Source organism: Saccharibacillus brassicae (assembly GCF_006542275.1).
GTDB lineage: Bacteria > Bacillota > Bacilli > Paenibacillales > Paenibacillaceae > Saccharibacillus > Saccharibacillus brassicae.
This window is the reverse complement of sequence record NZ_CP041217.1, coordinates 2,281,389-2,304,149: the sequence shown is the minus strand read 5'-3', so window position 1 is coordinate 2,304,149 and position 22,761 is coordinate 2,281,389. Positions and strand designations below refer to the sequence as shown.

At 61.7% G+C, this 22,761-nt stretch carries 21 protein-coding genes; 16 read left to right on the top strand and 5 right to left on the bottom strand.

Annotated features, from left to right (window positions below; translation table 11 throughout):
• Positions 1-105: 105 nt before the first annotated feature.
• From FFV09_RS09590 to FFV09_RS09580, 3 genes are all read left to right on the top strand, one after another.
• Entirely contained in the window at positions 106-1,014 is a 909-nt protein-coding gene (locus FFV09_RS09590; protein WP_141447627.1) for a methyl-accepting chemotaxis protein, read from the top strand.
• A 338-nt stretch (positions 1,015-1,352) separates the two neighbouring features.
• Positions 1,353-2,234 carry a methyl-accepting chemotaxis protein gene (locus tag FFV09_RS09585; protein WP_246098516.1) on the top strand — a complete coding sequence of 294 codons (882 nt, stop codon included), beginning with the start codon at positions 1,353-1,355 and terminating at the stop codon, positions 2,232-2,234.
• Between the two features lie 206 nt (positions 2,235-2,440).
• Positions 2,441-3,433: an LLM class flavin-dependent oxidoreductase gene (locus tag FFV09_RS09580; protein ID WP_141447625.1), complete on the top strand. Its 993-nt coding sequence runs from the start codon at positions 2,441-2,443 to the stop codon at positions 3,431-3,433.
• A gap of 191 nt (positions 3,434-3,624) precedes the next feature.
• Here the strand turns inward: FFV09_RS09580 and FFV09_RS09575 are convergent, their stop codons facing one another.
• Entirely contained in the window at positions 3,625-4,401 is a 777-nt protein-coding gene (locus FFV09_RS09575; RefSeq protein WP_141447624.1) for a sporulation protein, read from the bottom strand.
• A gap of 93 nt (positions 4,402-4,494) precedes the next feature.
• Positions 4,495-5,892, bottom strand: coding sequence for a hydroxysqualene dehydroxylase (locus FFV09_RS09570; protein ID WP_246098515.1), 1,398 nt, complete (start codon positions 5,890-5,892; stop codon positions 4,495-4,497).
• A gap of 107 nt (positions 5,893-5,999) precedes the next feature.
• Between FFV09_RS09570 and FFV09_RS09565 the strand changes: the two genes are divergently transcribed.
• Both FFV09_RS09565 and FFV09_RS09560 read left to right on the top strand, forming a co-directional pair.
• The gene (locus FFV09_RS09565; RefSeq protein WP_141447623.1) at positions 6,000-6,944 is read left to right on the top strand and encodes a CPBP family intramembrane glutamic endopeptidase; all 945 of its coding nucleotides are present in this window, start codon (positions 6,000-6,002) and stop codon (positions 6,942-6,944) included.
• Between the two features lie 32 nt (positions 6,945-6,976).
• Entirely contained in the window at positions 6,977-7,741 is a 765-nt protein-coding gene (locus FFV09_RS09560; RefSeq protein ID WP_141447622.1) for a MerR family transcriptional regulator, read from the top strand.
• 14 nt (positions 7,742-7,755) lie between these two features.
• Here the strand turns inward: FFV09_RS09560 and FFV09_RS09555 are convergent, their stop codons facing one another.
• The gene (locus FFV09_RS09555) at positions 7,756-8,670 is read right to left on the bottom strand and encodes a TIGR01777 family oxidoreductase (RefSeq protein ID WP_141447621.1); all 915 of its coding nucleotides are present in this window, start codon (positions 8,668-8,670) and stop codon (positions 7,756-7,758) included.
• Positions 8,671-8,840: 170 nt separating this feature from the next.
• Here FFV09_RS09555 and FFV09_RS24115 point away from each other — a divergent pair, with 170 nt between their 5' ends.
• The 8 genes from FFV09_RS24115 to FFV09_RS09515 all read left to right on the top strand — a co-directional run bounded on the left by FFV09_RS24115 (position 8,841) and on the right by FFV09_RS09515 (position 16,094).
• A complete protein-coding gene (locus tag FFV09_RS24115) occupies positions 8,841-10,352 on the top strand; it encodes an HD domain-containing phosphohydrolase (RefSeq protein ID WP_170314984.1) in 1,512 nt (503 codons plus the stop codon).
• A gap of 165 nt (positions 10,353-10,517) precedes the next feature.
• Positions 10,518-11,615 carry a dual-specificity RNA methyltransferase RlmN gene (rlmN, locus tag FFV09_RS09545; protein ID WP_141447619.1) on the top strand — a complete coding sequence of 366 codons (1,098 nt, stop codon included), beginning with the start codon at positions 10,518-10,520 and terminating at the stop codon, positions 11,613-11,615.
• Positions 11,616-12,261: 646 nt separating this feature from the next.
• Positions 12,262-12,579, top strand: a complete 318-nt coding sequence (gene rhaM, locus FFV09_RS09540) for an L-rhamnose mutarotase (protein WP_141447618.1) — start codon at positions 12,262-12,264, stop codon at positions 12,577-12,579.
• A gap of 204 nt (positions 12,580-12,783) precedes the next feature.
• On the top strand, positions 12,784-12,996 hold the full coding sequence (locus FFV09_RS09535) for a hypothetical protein (protein ID WP_141447617.1): 213 nt from the start codon (positions 12,784-12,786) through the stop codon (positions 12,994-12,996).
• A gap of 121 nt (positions 12,997-13,117) precedes the next feature.
• Positions 13,118-13,828, top strand: coding sequence for a hypothetical protein (locus FFV09_RS09530; protein WP_425472312.1), 711 nt, complete (start codon positions 13,118-13,120; stop codon positions 13,826-13,828).
• Complete coding sequence (locus FFV09_RS09525; protein WP_141447616.1) at positions 13,825-15,036, top strand: glutathionylspermidine synthase family protein; 1,212 nt, start codon at positions 13,825-13,827, stop codon at positions 15,034-15,036. The genes FFV09_RS09530 and FFV09_RS09525 overlap by 4 nt, the downstream gene beginning before the upstream one ends.
• Positions 15,037-15,681 (top strand): hypothetical protein, encoded by a 645-nt coding sequence (locus FFV09_RS09520; protein WP_141447615.1) that lies wholly within the window; start codon positions 15,037-15,039, stop codon positions 15,679-15,681. It abuts the gene before it with no gap.
• Positions 15,681-16,094 carry a DUF350 domain-containing protein gene (locus FFV09_RS09515; RefSeq protein ID WP_141450414.1) on the top strand — a complete coding sequence of 138 codons (414 nt, stop codon included), beginning with the start codon at positions 15,681-15,683 and terminating at the stop codon, positions 16,092-16,094. The genes FFV09_RS09520 and FFV09_RS09515 overlap by 1 nt, the downstream gene beginning before the upstream one ends.
• Positions 16,095-16,321: 227 nt before the next feature.
• On the opposite strand, the gene FFV09_RS09510 is transcribed toward FFV09_RS09515, so the two are convergent.
• Positions 16,322-16,831, bottom strand: a complete 510-nt coding sequence (locus FFV09_RS09510; protein WP_141447614.1) for a DUF4178 domain-containing protein — start codon at positions 16,829-16,831, stop codon at positions 16,322-16,324.
• Between the two features lie 153 nt (positions 16,832-16,984).
• Between FFV09_RS09510 and FFV09_RS09505 the strand changes: the two genes are divergently transcribed.
• Together FFV09_RS09505 and FFV09_RS09500 are read left to right on the top strand one after the other, a co-directional pair.
• A complete protein-coding gene (locus FFV09_RS09505) occupies positions 16,985-18,013 on the top strand; it encodes a potassium channel family protein (RefSeq protein WP_141447613.1) in 1,029 nt (342 codons plus the stop codon).
• Positions 18,014-18,118: 105 nt separating this feature from the next.
• Entirely contained in the window at positions 18,119-18,370 is a 252-nt protein-coding gene (locus tag FFV09_RS09500) for a hypothetical protein (protein WP_141447612.1), read from the top strand.
• Positions 18,371-18,789: 419 nt separating this feature from the next.
• Here FFV09_RS09500 and FFV09_RS09495 read toward each other — a convergent pair whose 3' ends face one another.
• Positions 18,790-20,931 carry an ABC transporter substrate-binding protein gene (locus FFV09_RS09495; protein WP_141447611.1) on the bottom strand — a complete coding sequence of 714 codons (2,142 nt, stop codon included), beginning with the start codon at positions 20,929-20,931 and terminating at the stop codon, positions 18,790-18,792.
• A gap of 134 nt (positions 20,932-21,065) precedes the next feature.
• Here FFV09_RS09495 and FFV09_RS09490 point away from each other — a divergent pair, with 134 nt between their 5' ends.
• On the top strand, positions 21,066-22,589 hold the full coding sequence (locus FFV09_RS09490; RefSeq protein ID WP_170314983.1) for a DUF4153 domain-containing protein: 1,524 nt from the start codon (positions 21,066-21,068) through the stop codon (positions 22,587-22,589).
• Positions 22,590-22,761: the final 172 nt, after the last annotated feature.

Sequence of the window (22,761 nt, the reverse complement as noted above, 5' to 3'; positions counted from 1 at the left end):
CGCCGAATACTTCAATACTTGAACAATTTTCCATGCCGCAGACGCTTTTGTGCCGCCTATGGAAAATAGACTTTGGAATATGGGACGGGAGGGACCAGGGGACTCATGAACGGACCGAATGAAGAACAAGTAAGCGACAGTTTCGTCGTCAGGGCGCTGGAAGACAATTTGGCCATCATCCGTTTTGACGTGAGCCGCCGGGTCGTGTACGTGAACGAGAACTTTGCCGCGGTGCTGGGCTATTCCAGGGAAGAGATGCTCGGTATGGACCATCGGCGCTTCTGCCTGCCCGAATTCGCCAACAGTTCGGACTACGACCGCTTCTGGCGCGACCTGCTCAACGGGCGCACGTACGAAGACAAGGTCGAGCGAATCACTTCGGCCGGCAAAAGGCTGTGGCTGCAAGCCACGTACATGCCGGTCTTCGGCAGCAATCGCCAGGTGCTCGGCGTGTGCAAGGTCGCGTCGGACATCACCGAGCGCATCGTGACCATTTCGACCGTCATGGGCGAGCTGCAGCAGATGTCGGACGGCCTGAACATTCGGGCGGAAGCCGGCATCCAGCGCAGCCACGAACTGCTCGGCAGCATCGAGGAGATCGCCGAAGTGTCGAGCCAGAATATGACGACGCTCGAAAGTTTGCAGGAGCAGGCGGAATCGATTCGCGGCATCGTGAAGACGATTCAGCAGATCGCTTCGCAAACGGGGCTGCTTGCGCTGAATGCGGCGATCGAAGCGGCGCGGGCCGGCGAGCACGGCAAAGGCTTCGACGTCGTGGCCAAGGAAGTGCGGAAGCTGTCCGAACGGGTCGGCGAATCGATCGTCGAGGTCCGGCAGAATATCGAAGGCATCACGCGCGAAGTGAACAACATTACGAAGGGCACGAGCCGGGCGCAGTCCACCGTGTCCAAAAGCCAAAAAGGGATTCGACTGGCAATTGACGAATTCGCGGATATTTCGGCCGCTTCCGGCGAACTGGATGCGCAGGCGAAAGAGTTTTCGAAACTGATTTGACCGGAAAAAGAATACGCACAACCAAGGCCGAATCAACGATTCGGTCTTTTGGTTTATACAAAATTCGACATAATTAGAGATTGGACCGAATTTTAAACGATTACGTGGGGTTTATTAGCAAAAAGACCACCCAGCTGGAATAAATTTCAAAAAAAATCTCTGGGAAATGTCGAAAAATATAATATTTAGTCACCGACGGACGATATAAAGAGTAACGTATTAGTATTGGGCAAAATTGGATTGACGGGCTTTTAATTTTGGTGCCTCAGCCTAGAAATGAATTTACGGAAAAGGGTGAATCGTCTATGGATCGTATTCGTGTAATGAGAGAAGAAGCAATGGATCAGTTGGTCATCAGCGCCTTGGAGAAAAGTCTGGCCTTGATCCGCTTCGATATGAAGCGCCGGGTCGTGTACGTCAATTCGAATTTTGCCCAGGCGATGGGGTACACGGAAGAGCAGATGTTGGGAATGGAACACCGGCAGTTTTGCTTCCCGGAATTTTTGAACAGCTCGGAGTACGAAAAGTTTTGGCGCGACCTGATGTCCGGACGGAGTTTTCAGGACAAGGTCGAGCGGATGGACGCCCACGGCAAGCGCCTCTGGCTGGAAGCGACGTACATGCCGGTCATCGACAGCAGCGGCAAAGTGCAGGCCGTGTTCAAGGTAGCGACCGACATTACGCGCCGGCAGAACAGCATTGAGGAAGTCGTGACCGAACTGCAGCAGATGTCCGAAGGATTGAACCTGCGTGCGGAATCGGGCATCGTGCGCAGCCACGAAATGCTCAAGAGCGTCGAGCGGATCTCGGACATCTCGGAGAAAAACATTTCGACACTTGCCAGCTTGCAGGGCCAGGCGGAATCGATTCGCGGCATCGTTCAGACGATTCAGGAAATCGCTTCCCAGACGAGCCTGCTGGCGCTGAACGCGGCGATCGAAGCGGCACATGCCGGCGAACACGGCAAAGGCTTCGATATCGTGGCCAAAGAAGTGCGCAAGCTTGCCGGCCGCGTCAGCGAGTCGATCGTCGAAGTGCGCCGCAACATTGAAGGCATCACGAAGGAAGTCTCGAACATTACCGAAGGAACGAATCTGGCGCAGGAGAATATTGTCCAGAGCCAGTCGCAGATCCGCACCGCGATGGAAGAGTTCGAAGACATTTCCGCCGCTTCGGAGCAGTTGGACGCGCGCGCGAAAGATTTTAACAATATCATCTGACCCGGATCGCGGTTGTCCGTTTCGGCGGCGCAAGCGGCCTGGCGGACGAACGTTTGGTGCACCCTGCATGGGGCCGCCTATCGAATCAAGCTGGGGTACGAAGCTCCGGCTTTTTTGCCGTGTCCGTTTTGGGCTTCGCTTCCGCTTATGCCTTATAATGAAGAAGACGCGGATCGTTCAACCGAACGGCGGAAGGAGGAGCAGGGATGAAGCTGTCGATTCTGGATTATTCGGAAATTCGCGAAGGTTCTTCTTCGGAGCAGGCTTTCGGCGAATCGTTGGAACTGGCCCGCAGCGCGGAGCGTTGGGGCTATCACCGTTATTGGGTATCGGAGCATCACGGCAACCGGGTGCTCGCGGGCAGCGCGCCCGAAATTCTCGTCACGGCCGCGGCCGCCTCGCTTCAGGGGCGGATGCGGGTCGGCTCGGGCGGCGTGATGCTGCCGATGCACAGTCCGTTCAAGGTGGCGGAGAATTTCTCCGTTCTGTCTTCGCTCTACCCGGGCCGCATCGATCTTGGCGTCGGGCGCTCGACCGGAGGGCGGGCCGAGACGTCCGCCGCTCTGCTGGACGGCCGCAGCGGCTCGTTCCGGCAGTATCCCGAGCAGGTGGCGCGGCTGGCGGCCCATATTCGCGGCACCGCCGGCGCCGCGGTCACGCCGCGCCCGCAGACGCCGCCGGAGCTGTGGCTGCTCGGCTCCAGCGAAGGCGGCGCGCAGATCGCCGCGGCGAACGGCATGGGCCTGGCGTTCGGCCATTTCGTTCGCGGCCGGGCCGGCCGCGAAGCGGTTCGAGCGTACCGCGAACGCTTCGTTCCTGCTTCGGGCAGCGAACGCCCGCGGGTGCTGGTATCGCTGTTTGCCGTATGCGGCCGCGACGAAGCGGAAGCGCAGCGGCTCGCCGCCGCTTTTGACGATTATCTGCTCGATATCGGCGAAGGCGGCCGGCTGGACCGCGTGCCTTCGCTCGCGGAGATCGCTGCGCGCGTCTATACGGCGGAGCAGCAGGCCAAGATCGCGGCCGGACGCGTGCGTATGGTCGTCGGCGATCCGGCCGGCGTGCGGCGCCAGCTGATCGCGCTCGCGGATCTGTACGAAGCGGACGAAGTGATGCTGGCGACGGTCTCGCCCGACTTCGAAGCGAAGCTGCGCATGTACGAGCTGCTCGCGGACGCGTTCCGGCTGGATCGCCGGGGTTGAGCGGGCCTGTCGGCTGCAACTTCGCGTCTGATCGCGTCCGATCGCGTCCGGCCCCGCTCGGGCCGCAAATTCCGTATCCGATACAAGGCGCACGCCGTTAAAAGTGTATGCCACACAAAAGCGCGTATCGCAAAAAGGACCGCCCCCAATGGGGGCGGTCCTTTGCCGTTCGGCGCACTTGCCAACGCGGCTTAACGCGCGTACCGCGCAATCGTGTCTTCCAGCAGATCCGCGACGGCGTGCGGGCCGCGGCTCAGGTCGCTGCGGGACAGGTGCAGACGAACGAGGCTCTCGTCCGTGCCCATCGCTTCGGAGAAAAATCCGCCGAGGCCGCGGGCGCGGCGGTCGATTTCGAGCATCAGTTCGAGCTCGCCGTTATTTTGGCGGAACAGCACTTCCAGTTCGTCGAGCTGGCCGCGGAATTTGGTCGTCGGCACGTATTCGAATTCCTGCACGAACGGCAGCGGAGCGCCGAGGCGCGGCGCGTAATCGTTCGTGACTTCGCGCAGGCGGAAGCCCAGCAGTTCGACCGCGTCCAGCGCGATCTGGATCTCGTCGCTCGGCGTTACGTTCAGCGCGTCGCGGTCGGTGGCGTCGGCGGCGCTCGGAATATCGAGGCCGGTCTCGACCCACACGCCGGAGCTGCGCAGCGTGATCGGCACGTATTCCGGCAGCGTGAAGCGGAACGGGATCTGCTTGCGTTCGCCGGCGCGCAGCGTGAACCGGTCGGTCAGCAGGAACTTGGTAATCGTCACCGTCTCGCTGTGTTTGCGGTCGTCGCGCTCGCGGATATATTCCGACTTGATGAACAGATAGATACGGTCGACCTGCTGCTCGACCTGGCCGCCTTCGATATGCACGATACCCGAGATGTCGCCGCCGACCGGCACCTGCGCCGTGTCGAGCACCGTATCCACCTTGGCATTACCGATTCCAACGCTGGCTAGCATTTTTTTGAAAAAAGACATAAATATTCACCCTCCGTTTGATTGATGCCAACTATACGGCGGCGTACGGAATGCGGTTTCGTTTTGCCGTCAAAAATTTCGGAATAGGCCGGTTCATGCTTTTAAAATGCCTCTCGCCGCGCGCTGGCCGGAGATAACCGCGCCTTCCATCGTCGCGAGGAACGGCTGCTTCGTATAATCGCCGGCGAGGAACAAGCCCGGGATCGGGGTGACCTGCTTGGGCCGCTTTTTCTCGCTGCCCGGCGACAGGCGGTAGAAGTTCTCGTCGCCGCGGATAATGCGGTATTCCATCGCGCTGTCGACGCCGTTCAGCCCGATTGCTTTGAGGCTCTCGACGGTGCGCTGCCACACTTCTTCTTCCGGCAGGTCGACCAGCGAGTCGGGATCGACGAGGATGATCGACGTCCGCCCGTCCTTGCCGCGAAACGTCGTGCGGGACTGCTCGCCGAACGAGCCGAGCTGCGTGCCGGGTCCGAACGTCGTCCGGTCCTGCGCCAGCAGCGGCTGCTGCAGTTCGAACTGCGCCGTCACGTGCGGCATGGCGTCCAGTTCGAAGAACGGCTGGAACGCCGACACGGCCGAGAAATGTTCGGCCAGCAGCTTCTGCGAGCGGCGGATATTGGCGGCCACGACGACGTTCGCCGACAGCAGCCGTTCCCCGTTTTCGAGTTCGACGCCGATCACGCTCTCCTTTTCCACGATCAGGCTCTTGACCGGCGCCGACGTGCGCACCGTTCCGCCGAGCCGCTCGATCGCATCCGCCAGCGGCCGGCACATGACGTCGGTCATGCCGCCGCTGAACGCGCCGATCCGCATTTTGTGCAGACGCGGAATGCCCGGGGCGAACAGGCCGAAGAAAGCGTAGGACGAATACTGCTCGGGCGGCAGGAAGAAGATGCCCGACGACAGCGGCTGCAAGATGCGGTCCAGCGCCTGCTGCGTCACGTGATGGCGTTCGGCGTAGTCTTTGAGCGAAATCTCGTCGAGGTCTTCGGGATTGGCCAAATAATCTTTGAACCCGGCCGCGAAAAACGAAATCAGCGACGCTTTGTCGGCCGGCGTGAGGTAGCTGTTGTTGCCGAGCGCGCCGAGTACCGTTTTGAGCGGAGCGCGGATCACGTCGAGTCCGAATTCGCCGGATTCTTTGGCTTCCGGGTGCCGGGCTTCCATCGTTTTTTCCCAAAAGAGCATGTCGTTCAGTTCGATGCCGGCGCGTTCGAGCAGCTCGGGCAGCAGCGTGTAATAGCCGATGAATTTGTGGAAGCCGGATTCGACCTCCATGCCGTGCTCATTCCAGTTGGCGGTGCGGCCTCCTACGTACGGGGCGGCTTCCAGCACGAGCACGGGTTTGCCTTTTTCGGCCAGTTCGAATCCGCAGGTCAAGCCGGCCAGGCCGGCGCCGATCACGATCGTCAACGGTTCGGACGGAACATTCGGAGTGTGCGACAAGTGATTTTCCTCGCTTTCGGTTTGGGAGTTCATACGTTCCATTACCCGCTTCTCGCAGACTTGCGCTTGACTCTCGGGTTTACCTGAGGGTTTACGATGGGATCAGGCGAAGCGGAACACCCGTTTCGCGCCGAAGGAGGAGAACGGATATGAAATCGCGCAGGAAATCGGAGACGGAATCGGGTAAAAAAACGGATACCCTATCGCCGCGGGAAAAAAAGCCGCGAGCGCTCGCGCCGGTCGCCGCCGGCTGGGGAAGCTTCGTGCTGGCTTTGTATGCGGCGGCCGCGGCGCATCACGCAATGGAGCGTGCGGGTGTCGGCCTGCCGGTCCAGCGCTTGGTGCAGGCGCTGATCGTCGCCTTGATCGTCGTGCCGGCCGTGCTGTGGATGTACCGCCGGTGGGCGGGCGAATTCCCGCTGCGCGTTCGCGGCGGCGCCTGGAAGCGGGAAGTCGGTGCCGGCCTGGCCGCGGCCGGCATCGCGCTTGCGCTTGCGGCGCTCGGGTTCGGGATCGCCCACGGCCTCGGCTGGATCGTCGTGGAAGAGATTCGGTTCACGGCGCCGCTGCTGGGCGCAATGGCGTTCAATCTCGGCGTCGCGCTGCTGTACGAAGCGCTGCCGGAAGAACTCGTGTTCCGCGGCGTCATTCCCGACGCGCTGGGCCGCCGGATGCGCCGAGCCGCCGCGTTTATACTCGCTCCGGTGCTGTTCGTGCTGGCGCCGCTCGCGACGCGCGCCCTGCAGGCGGCGACCGGCATGGACACGCAGGCGGTCACCGTCGATTACGTCGTGCTGCTGTTTTTCTTTGCCGTGGCGCTGCAGTTCGCCCGCTTCGCGCTGGGCGGACTCGGGGGCAGCATCGGCTTTCATCTGGCGTACCTTATGCTGGCGCGGTTCGCCGTTTTGGCCGAACCGGGCGAAGGACTGGTCCGCTACGTCGAAATCGAACGGGAGACGGGCAGCCTGTTCGTGCTGTTCCTGACCGTCGTGGTCGGCGGAGCGGCGGTGTTCGCGGTGATCGGCGGCCTGCGCCGCCGGCATAACGAAAAAGCGCCGGGCGATGCCTTGCGCAGGGCGCGGCGGTTGGGGTAAGCTCGCAGCACGACCGAAAAGGGGGAGAGACGATGGACAGCCGCACGTACAAAGTCGGCGAATTGGCCCGGCGTTCGGGCGTCAGCGTAGCCGCGCTTCATTATTACGAAGAACTCGGCCTGCTGAAGCCCGAACGCCACCCGGATTCCGGGTATCGGCTGTACGGCCCGGCGGACCTCGTCCGGCTGCAGGAGATCGCCGTGCTCAAAGCGATGGGATTCAAGCTGTCGGCGATCGGCGACCTGCCGGCCGGCAGCGACGGGCCGCGCGAACAGTCATGGAAAAGCGCGCTGCTGCGGCAGTCGCAGCAGATTGAGTCGCGCATGGAGGAGCTTGCCGCCATGCGGAAGCTGATCGAGTCCAGCCTGTTCTCGATCGAAGTGAACGGCGAAGTCGTGCTGGAAGACATGGCCGATTTCGTGCGCCAGCTGGGCGACTTCGACGCTTCGCGCAAAGGCGAGGCCCGGCGGGCTTTCTTCTCCGACGAAGAGCTGCGCCGGCTTCCGCAGCCGGTCGAGACCGGGCCGCAGGCCGAAGCGTGGGCGGCGCTGCTGCGCGGTGTTCGCGCCAACCTGCACCGCCCGCCCGACGCGCCGGAGTCGCTTGAGCTGGCGCACGCGCTGCTGGAGTACGCGGAAGGCGCTTTCGGCGGCGACGAGCGGCTGCTTGAGCGCTACTGGACGTTCGTCCGGCCGGAGCCGGGCGAACCGGCCCGCGCCTACGGACTGGACGACGAAGCTTCCGCTTATATTGAAGCGATTACGGACGAATACATGCGCCGACGCGGCGGGCAATAGGCGGGGGCCGCGCCTCAGCGGGCGATGTCCGCCATCGCTTCGCGCAGCGTCGGGTACCGGAATTCGAACCCTTCGCGCAGCAGGCGTTCCGGCGCCACCCAGCGGCTCTTGAGCATCAGTTCCGTCTCGGTCCGGATCGCGACCGCGCCGAGCCGGAGCATCCAGACCGGCGCGGGCAGGCCGAACTTGCGGCCGTACGCTTCCCGGATGACGCGCATCTGCTCGGCGTTCGTGACCTGCTCCGGCGCCGAGGCGTTGAAGACGCCCGACAGGTCGGGGCGGTGCTCCAAAAATTCGACCATCCGGCAAATATCGTCGAGATGCGCCCAACTGAAGCGCTGATCGCCGGGACCCTGCCGGCCGCCGAGGCCGAAGCGGACGAGGTTGGCGTACGGCGTCATGACGCCTCCGCCGCGTCCGAGCACGATGGCGATCCGCAGAACGGCTTTGCGCGTGCGCGGCGTATCGGCGGCGAACAACGCTTCTTCCCACGCTTTGGCGACGTCGACGGAGAAGCCGCTGCCGAGTTCGCCGCCGTCTTCCGTCATCGGACGGTCGCGGGCGTCCCGGTAGATCGTGGCCGTTCCGGAATTGATCCACAGTTCCGGCGGATTAGAACAGGCGGCGACCGCTTCCCCGAGACGGCGCGTCGTGTCGGTGCGGGAAGTCAGAATGTCGCGCTTGTTGCGTTCATTGTAGCGGCAGTTGACCGAGCGTCCGGCGAGATTGACGAGCAGCGCCGATCCTTCGAGCGCTTCGGCAATCGCGGCAGGATCGTCCCAGGAGATATGGCCGGGCCGCCGCGAGATCATGCGGACGTCGTATCCTTTTTTCGCGTATCGGGCCTGCAGTTCGCTTCCTATAAATCCGGTCGCTCCGGCGAGCACGATTTTGCGCCCGGGTTCGGCAAAAAGCGGGATTTGCGTCATCTTTTCCTCCTTGCGGCGTTGAACCGGCTTTTTTTATCGCAATCTTCTCCATTTTATACCCGTGTTCCCTTCAAATCACCCGCCCAGTTGACGATAAAGCGAAAAGGACGCAATCTAAACTGAAGGACGGATCAAGAACCGGATCGACAATGTGCTGGAGGAGACACGGAATGGACAGATACCTGCGAATCGGAGAGGAAAATCTTACGACGGAGAGCGAATGGAAAATCCTGCTGGTCGGAGGCGAACGCGACGAAGCCGGATTGATGTCGCATTTGCTGGCCGGATTTGATTTTGAAAGCCGTCCTGTGCGGCTTCTTCATGCTGAAAACATCCATGAAGCCCGCCCCCTGTTGGAAGAACAGACGGATATCGCAGTCGTGCTGCTGGAGCTCGACGCTTCGCAAGACCGGCAGCCGCTGGACCTGGTCGGTTACGTGCGCGGTACGCTTTCGAACGCGGCGGTCCGGATCGTCGTCGTGGCCGACAAAGGCTGGGCGGCGGCGGAAGAAGAGATCATGTGCGGCTACGATATCAACAGCTTCCGGATCAAAGGCGAACTCGACGGCGGCCTCGGCAAGCTCAAGTCGGCGCTGGTCGGCTCGTTTCGCGCTTACCGGGATTTCAAGAAGACCGAAGACGAGAAAAAGAGCCTGGAGCACGTGGCGCTGTATTCTTCGTTCGTGCTGAACGCGGGTTCGATGGAAGAGTTGGCGCAGGACGTGCTGCGTCATCTGGCTTCGATTTTGAAGACGCCACACCCTTTCGAAGGATTGATCCTGCAAAAAAACGACAAAAAATGGCGCAAGCTCGCCGCGGCGGGCAAATACGCGGACCTCGACGTCTATTCGCTGCCCCGCGACATCGAGAACGTGCTGCCGAGGCTGCGCACGTTCAACCGGCATTCGCTGACGCTGGAAGGCTTCAGCTTCCATTCGCCGGGTATCGCGGGCACCGAGCGGTTGATCTTTATCGATTCCTGCCGGACGCCGATCGACTGGGAATACTATCTGGCGGAGTCGTACTGCGCCAATACCGACGCGGCGTTCGAGAATATGGAACTGCGCCACGAGATCGAGAGCACGCAGAAGGAAATCATCTACACGCTGGGCGAAATCGCGGAGACCCGTTCCCAGGAGACGGGATTTCATGTCAAACGGGTCGCCGAATACACGAAACTGCTCGCGCTCAAATACGGACTGCCGGAAGAAGAAGCGAACCTGCTGGCGCTGGCGAGTCCCATGCACGATATCGGCAAGGTCGGCATCAGCGATTCCATCCTCAACAAGCCGGGCAAGCTGACGGAAGAAGAATATGCCACGATGAAGACGCATGCGCTGTCGGGGTACGAAATGCTGAAGCATTCCACCCGGCCGATCCTCAAAACGGCGGCGATCATCGCGCTGCAGCACCACGAGAAATACAGCGGAGGCGGCTACCCGCACGGACTGCGCGGCGAAGAGATCCATCTCTACGGCCGGATTACCGCGATCGCCGACGTGTTCGACGCGCTGGCCAGCGACCGGGTCTACAAAAAGGCGTGGCCGCTGGGCGAGATCGTCGACTTGTTCCACAAAGAAAAAGGCGGCCATTTCGACCCGATGCTGACCGACCTGTTTCTCGCGCACCTGGACGAGTTTCTGGAGATTCGGGCCCGCTACGCCGACGAGAAAGTGTTCTGACGGGCAAAAGCGCGCTCCCCGCCTCTTGTGTTCAACCCCGAAATTTGGGACAATGAAAAGCGAACGCTCGGCTGTGCGGCTTACCGCCGTACAGCCGAATTTTACGTACCGGGCAGCGGCGCACAAGAAGCGTCCGTTCCGGTTTTGAAAAGAGGGTAACCCACCATGAACAGCAAACCGTCCATTTATGGACTGACTTTGGATGCGCTGTCCGGATGGCTGACGCAAAACGGGGAGAAAAAATCCCGTGCCGCGCACATCTGGGAGGCGCTGTATACGGCAAGAGTGAGCGATTTCGATCAGATGACGGCCGTTAACGGAGCTTGTCTCGATCTGCTCAAAGACCGCTTTGCCCTGAACACGATGACGGAGTTCGTCAAGCAGGAAGCTTCCGACGGCACCGTCAAATTTCTGCTGCAATTACACGACGGCAGCCTGATCGAGACCGTTCTTATGCGCAAAAAGTACGGCTTGTCCGTCTGCGTTACGACGCAGGTCGGCTGCAATATCGGCTGCAGCTTCTGCGCGAGCGGCCTGATCAAGAAAAGCCGCGACCTGACCGCCGGCGAGATCGTCGAGCAGATCATGACCGTGCAGCATTACCTCGACGCGGCCGGCCAAGACGAGAAAGTGACCAACATCGTCGTCATGGGCATCGGCGAACCGTTCGACAACTTCGAGCATCTGATCCAGTTCCTCGAAGTGGTCAAAGACCGCAAGGGACTCGCGATCGCGGCCAAGCGCATCACCGTCTCGACGAGCGGCATCCCGTCCAAGATCCGCGCGTTCGCGGATCTCGGCACCCAGACGCATCTGGCGATCTCGCTGCATGCGCCGAACAACGACCTGCGCACGCAGATCATGATGATCAACCGCGCGTTCCCGCTGGAGCAGCTGATGGACGCCGTCCGCTATTACCTCAAGACGACGAACCGCCGGATCATGTTCGAATACATCCTGCTGAGCGAAGTCAACGACGGCACCGACACGGCGGCCCAACTGGCCGACCTGCTGGACGAGTTCAAGGATCAGGCCAGCATCAACCTGATTCCGTACAACCCCGTCGACGAGCACAGCCAGTACCAGCGCAGCACGCCGGAAGCGATCAACAGCTTCTACGACGTCCTGAAGAAGCGCAATATCAACGCGACCGTCCGCATGGAACACGGCACCGACATCGATGCCGCCTGCGGACAGCTGCGCAGCAAGCAGATCCGCAAAGACGGCCAGTCCGGCCGTACCGGCACCGTCGCGGCGGGCTGAGCTGCGGTTGCGCGGGCGGGCTCGCGATCGGCCGATGTCCGAGCGGGCTCGTACGAAGCCGGGATCGGGGTCTGCTTGGACAGGTAGTTTGCCCGGCCCGGCAGCGTTGGACTTCCGGGTCTTGCGGTCTGTGCCGGAATCGCGGATCACGAATCGCCGGATCGCCTGCTCGATCACGCTAACGAACCGTTATCACGCTATTTGTCTTCCGGGCCGCTTTTTAAATCGGCTAACGAATCGTCGTCACGCTATCGGCTCCAAATCGTCCCCAAATGGCCGTTTGCGGCTGCATAAGGATATGACGATTCGTTAATTTGCGAAAAAGGCGAAAAATTGGCTTATAGCGGGATGAGGATTCGTTAGGCTGCGAATTCGGCCCTTCATATGCGTTGCGCGGCGAATCTATCCTTCGTACGCGCTGCGCGGCATCCGCCGCGTCCGCCTCGCAGCCGAATCTGCCCGAAAAACCCGGCTCTCCATATGGAGAGCCGGGTTTTTTCGATCATTCAAGCGCATCCCGGAACCGGAACCGTTTTTTTCCCCTAACAGGTTTGCCCGGATTTCTTGAAAACGCTATACTTTTCCCGAGCCGGCTGTCGCCAAGGTCGACGGGCAGCCGCCTATTCACGTACAGGGAGGAACGAACATGATACGCAAAGCTTCGGTCATGACAGTCTTCAGGGAGCATCACGACGAATACCGGCGCCGGCACGACGAGCTGTGGCCGGAGATGGAGGGCATGCTGCGCGAACACGGCATGCTCAGCTACTCGATTTTTCTGGACGCGGAGACGGATCGGCTGTTTGCCTATCTTGAGATCGAAGACGAAGAGCGCTGGGCCCGATCGGCCGATACCGACGTCTGCCGCAGATGGTGGGCGTATATGCGGGACATTATGGAGACGAACCCGGACGACAGCCCCGTATCGCGGGAGCTGAAGCCGGTGTTCCATTTGGGACGCTGAGCGGCGGCCGTCAACGGATGCCCAATCATTTTCAACGTAAATATTGCCTTAAATAAACAGAAATCGTATGCTGAATGGGAATATCGGGAAGTTCTGAGCGATGCCGGGAGTTTTCGCAACGCATTTGTGCCAGGCGCGTATACGAGGGCATAAACGGATAATAGAAGTGGAAGAATGGAATCCGACAAGAAAGGGGAATAGAGAATGGATAGGGACATTGCGGTGATCTTGTTCGAAAAAATGGTCGGGGGCGAGTTGAGGCAGATCGAAGAGCGTCCGTGGAGCATGAACATGGTCGCGGCGCTCGAACATGCCAATTACCTCGTCGTGCAGGGCAAGGAATACGAAGCGGTCGAAGGACGGCTGAACGTCGATACGGGCAAGCTCGAACTGCTGCTCGTGCCGATGCACGGCTGAAGCCGGGCACCCCAGACGGAACGTTTGCGAAGGAGGGACAAGAACGTTGGATCATACGGATAAAGAACGCTATACGTTAAAAGCGGAACCCCAAGCGCAATCGCCGGACAAGACGGGCGAGTTGGACAAGCCGAATAAGTCGAACAAGCCGGGCAAGGTCGAAAGCCCATCTGCCGATCCGGCCGCCGAAAGCGCCGGCAAGGACAAAGAACCGGGCTTCGGCCGGCCGATCAAGGTGCTGTCGACGTCGCTGGGTCTTGCGCTGATCGCCAATACGGCGCTGGTGCCGGGCGGAGCGCTGGCCTCGAACGCGTCCGGCGGTTCTTCGGAGCCGAAGCTGGTCGAGTTCTCGACGGACGAAGTCAAGCAGTATTACGACCCGACGGTCGACTGGAGCCTGCCGATTACGGAAGAAGACCTGCAGGAGCAGGAGCAGACGACCGCGCCTTCGGGCGGATCGGACGGGACGACCGTCGTCAACAACTATTACGGCGGATACGGGTCGGGCTTCGGCTGGAGCGACCTGCTGCTGTATCACTTCCTGTTCAACAATGCCGGCGTCTATTCGTCGCGCGGCTGGTACGACAACCGCCGCGGCTATTACGCGGGCTCGACCCGTCCGTACACGCCGCGCACGTACGACAGCGGCAGCTTCCAGAACCGCTCGGTGACCGGTTCGACGGTGCGCCCGAAGACGTCGAATTCCACCGGCAAAATCACCCGGCGGTCCACGTCTTCGGGTTCCGGCGGCGTCGGCGGCCGGTCCAGCGGACTCAGCTCGTCCGGCTCCAAGTCGTCGGGTTCGAAGTCCGGCGGCTTCTTCGGCGGATGAGCGGGATCTTTCGCATCGCGGGCACGCCGTCGGAAGACCGCGCGGCCCGCGTGGAGGAACTGCGCGAACTGGGCTTCACGTGGGCGGACTACGAAGACGAACGGTATTGGATCGACCAGGCGGCCGTCATGGGCGCGGACGTCCACGCCGAATTGGAACAGGCGTCGGTCCGACTGTGGAACGTGTTCGACAAAGCGGTTCGCTACGTCCACCGGCGCCGCGACCTGTACGAATTGATCGGCATTCCGCCGATCCTGTGGAACATGCTCGACCAGGCGCCGGTCGCGGAAGACGCGAAGATCAGCCGGTACGCGCGCTTCGATTTTGCCGTGACGGACGAGCCCGGCGAGCCGGGCCGCGCTCGCATCAAGCTGCTGGAGCTTAATGCGGACACGCCGACCGGCTACGTGGAGTCGTCGATCGCCACGCCGTGGATGTGCGAGCGGCTCGGGCTGCGCAGCATGAACGGCGGCATGGCGGAGCGGGTCAGGGCGGCCTGGGCGGCCGAGCGGCCGGATACGGCGGCGTGTATCGCCTACGGCGAACATGCCGAAGACTCGGGCACGATCGAGGCGCTCGTCAAGCACAGCGGCCGCGAGATGCGGCTGGTCGACTGCCTGGAACTGACGATCGACGACGGCCGGGTCAAAGACGGGCAGGGCCGGCCGATCGACCGGATGTTCGCCCTGTATCCCAAAGAGTGGATGTCGGTGGACGACGGAGGCGAAGCGCTGGCCTACGCGGTCGAGAGCGGACAGCTCAAGCTGTTCAATCATCCGCATGCCATTTTGCTGCAATCCAAAGGCATGATGGCCGTCGTCTGGGGTCTGCACGAACTGGGCATGCTGTACGACGAGGAAGAACGCGAAGCCATTTCCCGCTACATGCTGCCTACATATAACAAGCCGTTGTTTTCCGGCGATTACGTCTCGAAGTCCATGTTCGGCCGCGAAGGCGGCTCCGTGCGCATGTACGGACAGGCCGGCGAGCTGGAGCTGCAGGACGAAGACGGCTACGACACGAGCGGGCTGTTCCCGGTCGTGTATCAGAAAAGAGCGGATCTGCCGCGCGTGCACACCGCCGAAGGCGAACTGCATCTGCTCGCGGGCATGTTCGTGATCGACGGAGCTCCGTGCGGCATGCTGGGCCGCGCCGGAGGACTCATTACCGGCAATGCCAGCCATTTTATCGCGTTGGGAGTGGAATAGATGCTGCGAAATAACGAAAAGGCCGGGCGGAACCGCCGCATGCGGACACTCGTCTGGCTGCCGGCGCTTCTGCTGCTGCTCGTGCTCGGTGCCTGTTCGAACAGCTCCGTGACGAGCACGAATGCCGACGACGGGCCGGGCGAAAATACGGTGCCTTGGGACTACCGCATTCAGGAAGGTTCGGTCGGCGACCTGATCGGCAGCGACATGACCGTGCTGCCGGACAACGAGCTGCTGCCGAACGACAATAACTACGCGACCGGGCAGGAAGTATGGACGCTGCAATCGATGAGCGCGACGCTTAGGACCGACGAGCAGGGACGCAACGACGTGCAGCTGTCCGGCTGGACGACGCTCAAGTCGTATGCGGACGAAGCCGCGGCGAAGGCCGATCTGGAAAATCTCAAAGTGTCCGTCACGACGGAAGTTGACGTGGTCGGCGTGTACAAAACGGAAAAAGGCGGCGAGACGCGCAATTTTGCCGTGGTCGAACTGCCGTCGGGCAACCGGATCAAACAACCGGTCGACGAATCGCGTTACGGCAAGCTGAAAGACGTCAAGACGACGGAAGTCGTGCTGGAAGAAGTGCATGACTTTGCCGATTACGATCTGGCATATGCGAAATTTCGGGGGTGGGCCAAGTGATGGAGGATTTGGGGTTTGACTGGGTAACGGTATACAATTTGGCGGTCAGTCTGGTCGCGATCATCGTGCTGCAAATCTTGGGCATGCTGGTGTTCTTCATCAAGACGCCGTTCAACGACATGGACGAGCTCAAAAAAGGCAATGTGGCTGTCGGCCTCGCGCTCGGCGGCAAGTTTATCGCGACGGGTATCATTCTCGGCATCTCGGCCTACACGAACACGTCGATCTGGTACATGGCGATCTGGTTCGTGGTCGGACAGATCTGCCTCGTGATCGTCTACTACGTATTCGAACTGGTGACGCCGAAGTTCAAAATCGCGGACCAGCTCGAAAAAGGCAACGTCGCCGTCGGCCTGCTGCTGTGCGCGGTCTTCATCGGCACGGCGATCTCGATCAGCAGCCTGATCATCTGATCGGCGCAGCAAAAAGGCCGCGTCCGCTATTCCAGCGGGCGCGGCCTTCTCGGGCTTGACGGCCTGGCGATCGAAATTCGGCGCGAATGGTGCGAATAGTTCGGGAGCGGGCGTGCCTCCGCAGGGCGTGCTGCCGAAGGGCGTGTCACAGCAGGGCGTGCCGTTGCAGAGCGTGCTGCCGAAGGGCATGTCACCGCAGGGCTTACCGCCGCAGGGCGTAACGCGTCTTAGGCGCCGCCCCGGATCACGCGCACGTCGGCCGGCGGGATGTCTTCGCCTTCGTACAGCATGAAGCGGCCGTCCATCCATTCGATCCGCAGCAGCTTCATGTCGTCGGACTGGTACTGCCAGACGGACTGGTCGCCGCCCTGCATGAACGGCGTGCGGCCGGTCGTCGCGACGTGGCCGTTGTACTGCTCTTCGAGATGGTACACGACGCCGTCGAGATCCATCGTCGCCGGCACGTCCTGGATCGAATCGAGGCGTCCGTCGATCGGCCGGTAGAGCGCGTATTTGTTCTCTTCGCGTTCCTCGATAACGAGGTACGACAGGTTCGCGCCGTCGCGCAGCGTCAGGACGACGGCTTTGCGGCGGGCGTTCTGGGTGCGGCCGGTGACTTCGTACGTCACCATCGAGACTTCGCAAATATCGCCGGGGCCGATCTCGAGAATGCCGCGTTCCTTCAGCGGAGCTTCCGGTTTGGCAAAGATGTTGCGAATGCGTTTGAACATGGACATGGTTATGACCTCCAACCTGGGATAAAGCCGGCTTGTCCGGCAGTTTTCGCATGTAGGGCTTTACGTGTTGCCAAGCGGCCGCGTTTCGGAAAAGTCTTCTATTCTCCTATCGTAGACGATCCGCGGCCCGAATCCAAGCAAGGGGGAGCGGACGTGCACTTTTTTATCCGGCTGTCGACCAGGTTGATGCATATGAGCAAGACGACGATCGGAGTCATCATCTTGACCTTCGTGCTGCTGAGTGCGACGATCGCCTACGCGATCGAGCCTGCGACTTTTACGAACTGGTTCAACGCTTTCTATTGGGTGCTGACGACGATGGCCACGGTGGGGTACGGCGACTATTTCGCCACGACGCCCGCGGGCAAAATTTTTACTATTTTCCTGTACATCTTCGGGATCGGTCTGCTCAGTCTTGTGATCGGCAAGGTGATCGATTCGATCGCGGAGGTGCAGCGGCAGAGAGGGGCGGGCCTGTTGAAGTTCGAAGGACGGGAACATATCGTAATCGTCAACTGGGGCAAAAAAGCGCGGTCGGCGATCGAAGAAATTTTGGAAAACGCGCCCAAAACGCAGATCGTGCTCATCGACGAATCGAACCGGCATCCGCTGGAACAGCTGGAGCAGGTACATTTCGTCAGCGGCGATCCGGCCGCGGACCACATCCTCGCCAAAGCGAGCATCGCCACCTGCCGGGCCGCGATCATCTTCGCGGACGAGCGCATTCAGGAGGGTGCGCTCGTCGACGGCAAATCGCTGCTGATCGTGTCCAGCATCGAGCGGATCGCGCCGCAGGTCCATACGACGGTCGAGATCACGATCGAAAACCACGTCCAGAACTTCCGCCACGCACAGGTGAACGAGTTCATCCTGTCGCATGACGCCATCTCGCGTCTCGCGGTGCGGGCGGCGCTGCACGAAGGCAGCTCGGACGTCATCACGCAGCTGCTTAACCGCACGAACGGTAGCGACGTGTACGAAGTGCCGGTCGACCGCTCGTGGCGCACGTACGGCGACGCGTTCCAGGCGCTGCTGGCGCAGGGCGCCACGCTGATCGCCGACCGCGAAGACCTCGGCATCAACCGCAAGCTCGGTACGCCGATCCCGGCGGAAGCGAAGCTGTACGTGGTGGCGGACGAAGAGACGCACCGGCGGATTTCGGGGAAAGGCGCGCGCGGGTGAGGCGGGTGAGGCGGGTGAGAGGGTGCGGTTGACGAGCGCGGCTGAGGCGATTGCGGCGGATAGAGCGGATTGGGACGGGTCAAGGGGATTGAAGATTGAAGCCGCTTGAAGCGCTTGAGACGGTTAGAGCAGATTAAGGCGATTGAAGCACTCGAGGCGATTGAGGGGATTGAAGCACTCGAGACGATTGAGTGGATTGAAGCCATTAAGGCCATTAAGGCGACTGAAGCGCTCGAGTCGATTGAGGGGATTGAAGCACTCGAGACGATTGAGTGGATTGAAGCCATTAAGGCTATTAAGGCGACTGAAGCGCTCGAGTCGATTGAAGCGGAAAAGGTAGACTGTTTGGCAGCGTGAAGCTGCGGCGGCCGCTCAAACAAGCCGAAAAGGCTGTTTGGGGCGAAAAATGTGTGCGAAAAGGCAACATTTTGCTGCGGGAAGGTGGGTTTTTGAAGAAATGTTGACTTTATGATCACATTTTTGCTTAAAAAACGCCGAAAGGACTGTTTTAAGCGGAAAATGTGTGCAAAACGTCAACTTTTCGAACTAAACTGCTCTTTTTTTGCTAAAATGCTGTCGAAAAGTCAACATTTGAACGGGTTCGGGCATACATCTGCTCGTGGATTCGGTTGCAGACCTGAAGGAGCGGATAGAGCGAAAGGTTTTGATGGGTCGGACCGAGGAACGGTCTGTCATCAATCACGAACGAAAAGCCCGGCTATCGCATTGCGCGATTGGCCGGGCTTTTGTCTGCGGAGCAGGGGGCTGCCGCTCCCTTAACTTCCCGGCGGAAACCAGATCGTCCGCAGATCGATCCAGCCCTGCGCGCCGAAGCTGACGCCGCGAATGCCGGGCAGGTACGCCGTCTGAAGCGGCGTCTCGTACAGGATATGCAGCTGATGCTGCGCGATCAGGAAAGCTTCCAGCCGATCCAGTTCGCGGCCCCGCCCGCGGGGCGTCGTCTCTTCCGCGGCCCGGCGCAGCGCGCTCCGGACGAAAGAACGGGTCGACGAGTCGGCATGTTCCGACAGCGTCTGGTACAGGTCGAACAGCCGCAGTTGTTCGTCGCGATCGCGGATCAGCGAGAACAGGATCAGGTCGGCTGCCAGCCGGGTCCGGCCTTTGAAATCGTCCACTGTCACGATGATGACGCGGCACGCATAGCCGCGTCGTTCCAGCCGCTCTCGGAGGAGAGCGGCGTCTTTGCGATACTGCGGAATGGTCAGCAGGCGCAGCGGCTGCCGCTCCGCGGTAGGTTCGGCCGCCGGCGCAGCGGCAGCCGAATCGGCCAAGCCCGGGCTCGCGAAGCCGCCCGCTTCGGCTGCCGGGCCGTCGCCGGCAGAGCCCGTGCGCGTGCGGCTCTCCGCCGCGCCCAAGTGCGCCGCATCCGCCGCTTCCGCTCCGGCCGTCGCCGCATCCGCTGCGTCTTCCCGCCGTCCGGCCGCCCCGCCCGGCGCGTCCTCCGCGGAGATCGCCGCCATGACCGCGGCCCGTTCGGCGGGATCGCGCAGCGGTCCGCTTTTCGTGTTGCACGTGACGAATTTGCGCGAGAACACTTCCGCGTGTGCCCGGCTCCAGGCACTTTCCTGCCTCATGACGCCGCTGCCGCTGTCGTCCGGCCCTGCGGCGGAATCGCCGCTTTCCGGCTGCGCCGCTTCCGCAAGCGATCCTGCTCCCCGCTCCGCGCCCGCAGAAGCTGCCGCCCCGCTGCCTGCTTCGTCGTCGCCCTCTTTTCCCGCCATCCCGCCGTCCGCTCTTGCCGCGTCGCTATCCGTGCCTGTCGCGTCGTTATCCGCGCCTGTCGCCGTGCCGTCCGCGCCCGCCGTCCCGCCATCCTCCCTTGCCGCCTCGCCGTCCGTCCCCGCCGCCACCGGCCCGCCACCCGGCCACACGTGAAACGGCGAATCCGATTCGCCGCCGTCTTCGCCGCCTGCGATCCGCCACGGGAGATTGACGATCTCGACCCGGTCCAGATGCGCGCGGCCCGCGTAATGCGGCACATGCGCTTCGAGCACGCACAAGCCGGGATCGAAAGCCGCGACCCGGAACGGGCCGGTGCCGATCGGGCGCAGGGCGACCGGTTCGTCGCCGCGCCGCAGCGGCACGATCGACGCCCGGCTGGTGCACAGAAACGGCAGAAACAGCGCGTGCGCCCGCTTCAGGCGAAACCGCACGACGAGCGGGCCGGGCGCCGTCACTTCGGCGATATTGCGGAACATGAAGCCGTACAGCATCCGTTCGGGCAGCCGCCGCATGCGCTCGAACGAATGGACGACGTCGTCGGCGGTGAGGAGGCGGCCGTCGTGGAACGGCACGTCTTTGCGCAGGTAGAACGTCCACGCCGTGCCGTCTTCGCCGCATTCCCAATGATGCGCGAGCGCCGGCAGGATCTCGTCCGAGCCGCCCTGCTGCCGCACTAGTCCGTCGAACACGTGGCCGACGACAAACGATTCCGCCAGCAGGTTCGTGCGCAGCGGGTCGAGCGAATGCAGCCGCTGGCGGATCGGCAGCCGCAGCGTGTCGATCTGCCGCCCGGTGCGGGTCTCCGAATGGTGGCCGAAGTAGGCGCGCAGCGATTCGCGCAGCCGTTCCCGCATCGCGGGCGGCGGAGCGCCGTCGCCGAGACCGCCCGCGAGGCCGCGCACATCGCCGCGCCCGATCGCGTCCGCCACCGAGGCCGCGGCGATCTCTTCCGGCGTCACGCGAAACGTCAGGCCCGAACGCCGGCCGCGCCCGCGCTTGGACGACCAGCCGATCCAGTTTGCCGCCGCCATTTTGCCGATGACCGTCAGGGCGCTCCGATGCGTGCAGTCCAGCGTCTCCGCCACCTCCGCAAGCGTCACCTGCGCGCCCGTCTCCCCGTCGTCTTCCGCTCCGTACCGCTCGTGCAGCAGCAGGAATTGTCTGTGCAGCTTCATGCTCGTCCTCCTCCGTAAAATGCGAAAAAACGTCTCCCAACCTTTCTATTTATCTTCTTATTTTAACGTCTACAATGGGAAAAGAATACAGTCCCGACGGCGCAGACCGTTCGGACAGGCGGAGGGAACGAGAGATGAACGAATCGACGATCAAGTCAAAAAGGAGCCTGCTGCCCGCCCTGGCAGTCGCGCTGACGTTGGGCGGCCTGCACCAACTGCTGTTCTACGGGCTTCTGCCGGGCTTGTCCGTGCCGCTGTTTTTGCTGCTGCTGTACGCCTACTTCTGGACGTTCGGCCGGGAAGCGGTACGTCCGCAAGGGCCGGCCGGGTACCTGCTTGCGGCCGCCGTGCTGCTGCTTGCGCTGACGTATGCGCTGTTCGACAACCCGGTGTTTTTCGTGCTGAACCTGCTCGCGCTGCCGACCTTGACCGCCTGGCATCTGACCTACATGCTGGGCGACCGCAGACGCAGCTGGCACGACCTGCGGCTTATTCCCGACGCGTTCGGCCATATGCTGAAGCAGACGGTGCTGCATGTGCCGGACGTGTTCGCTTTGTTCCGGCGTCGTCCGCAGGAAGGGGATGCCGCAAACGGCGAAGGCGATTCCGCGCTGCGGCAGGTGCTGTACGGACTGGCGTTCGCGGTGCCGCTGCTTGCGGTCGTGCTGATGCTGCTGCTTTCGGCGGACGGCGTGCTGCGCACGATGGCGGGCGAAATCCCGGCCTGGTTCGGCAATCTGTCGCTCGGAGACGGCGGAATCCGGCTGCTGTGGGCGCTTGCGACAGGCGGATTCCTGTTCACGTATCTGGGCGGGTTCCGTTCGCCGAAACGCCGGCCGCCCGTGCAGGGTCCGAAGCTTGCGGAACATTTTGAACCGGTCCATCCGGTCCAAACGACCGATCCGCTCTCCAAACTGCAGCCGCTGCCCGTGGTCACGCTGCTGGTCGCGTTGAATCTCGTCTACGTGCTGTTCGTGGCGTTCCAGTTCTCGTACCTGTTCGGCGCCTGGCAGGGCGTGCTGCCCGAATCTTCTTCGTACGCCGACTATGCGCGCAGCGGCTTCGGGGAATTGATCGGCGTAACGTTTATCAACTTCGGTGTGCTGCTGCTCGGTCTGTACGCGACGCTGCGCGGGGAAGGCCGGATACGCCGGGCGCTGGACGGCCTGCATCTGCTGCTCGCGCTCTGCTCGGTAGCGATGCTCGGTTCGGCTTTTTCCCGGCTGCTGCTGTACGAAGAAGCGTACGGCTATACGCGGCTGCGTTTTCTCGTGCATGCGTTCATGATTTTCCTGTTCGCCGTGCTGGTTCTGTTCGCGCTGTGTATCCGCATGCGCCGTATCCCGCTCGGCCGCGTGCTGGTCGTGCTCGGCGTCGCTGCGTACCTGGCGGTCAACTATGCCTGCATGGATCGCGTGATCACGCGGCTCAACCTCGATCGCCAGCAGGCGGCCGAGGCGACGATCGACCTTGAGTATCTGCTGGACCTGTCCGACGATGCGGTGCCTGTCCTGATCGAACGCGCCGAACCAGACAGCGAATTGGATCGGCGGCTGCGGGAAAAAGCCCAAAGCGAGCTTGGAGAGAACGTGCCGTGGCAATCCTGGAACCTGTCCGATTGGCAGGCCCGCGAGCAGCTTAACCGATATGTAAACTGAAACGTATGCCGCAGCGGCGGGCTTTGCGCGCAAGTTTGACCTGCCTGTTAACGTTTTGGAATTTGCTGAAAAAACACCTGAAAAACCGTCACCTTCTTCGCTCCTTCTGGGTAAAAGGGAGAGAGAGCGGCCGGCATGTAGGTTTCGATCGTCGGAATGCCGGCCCGCGCCG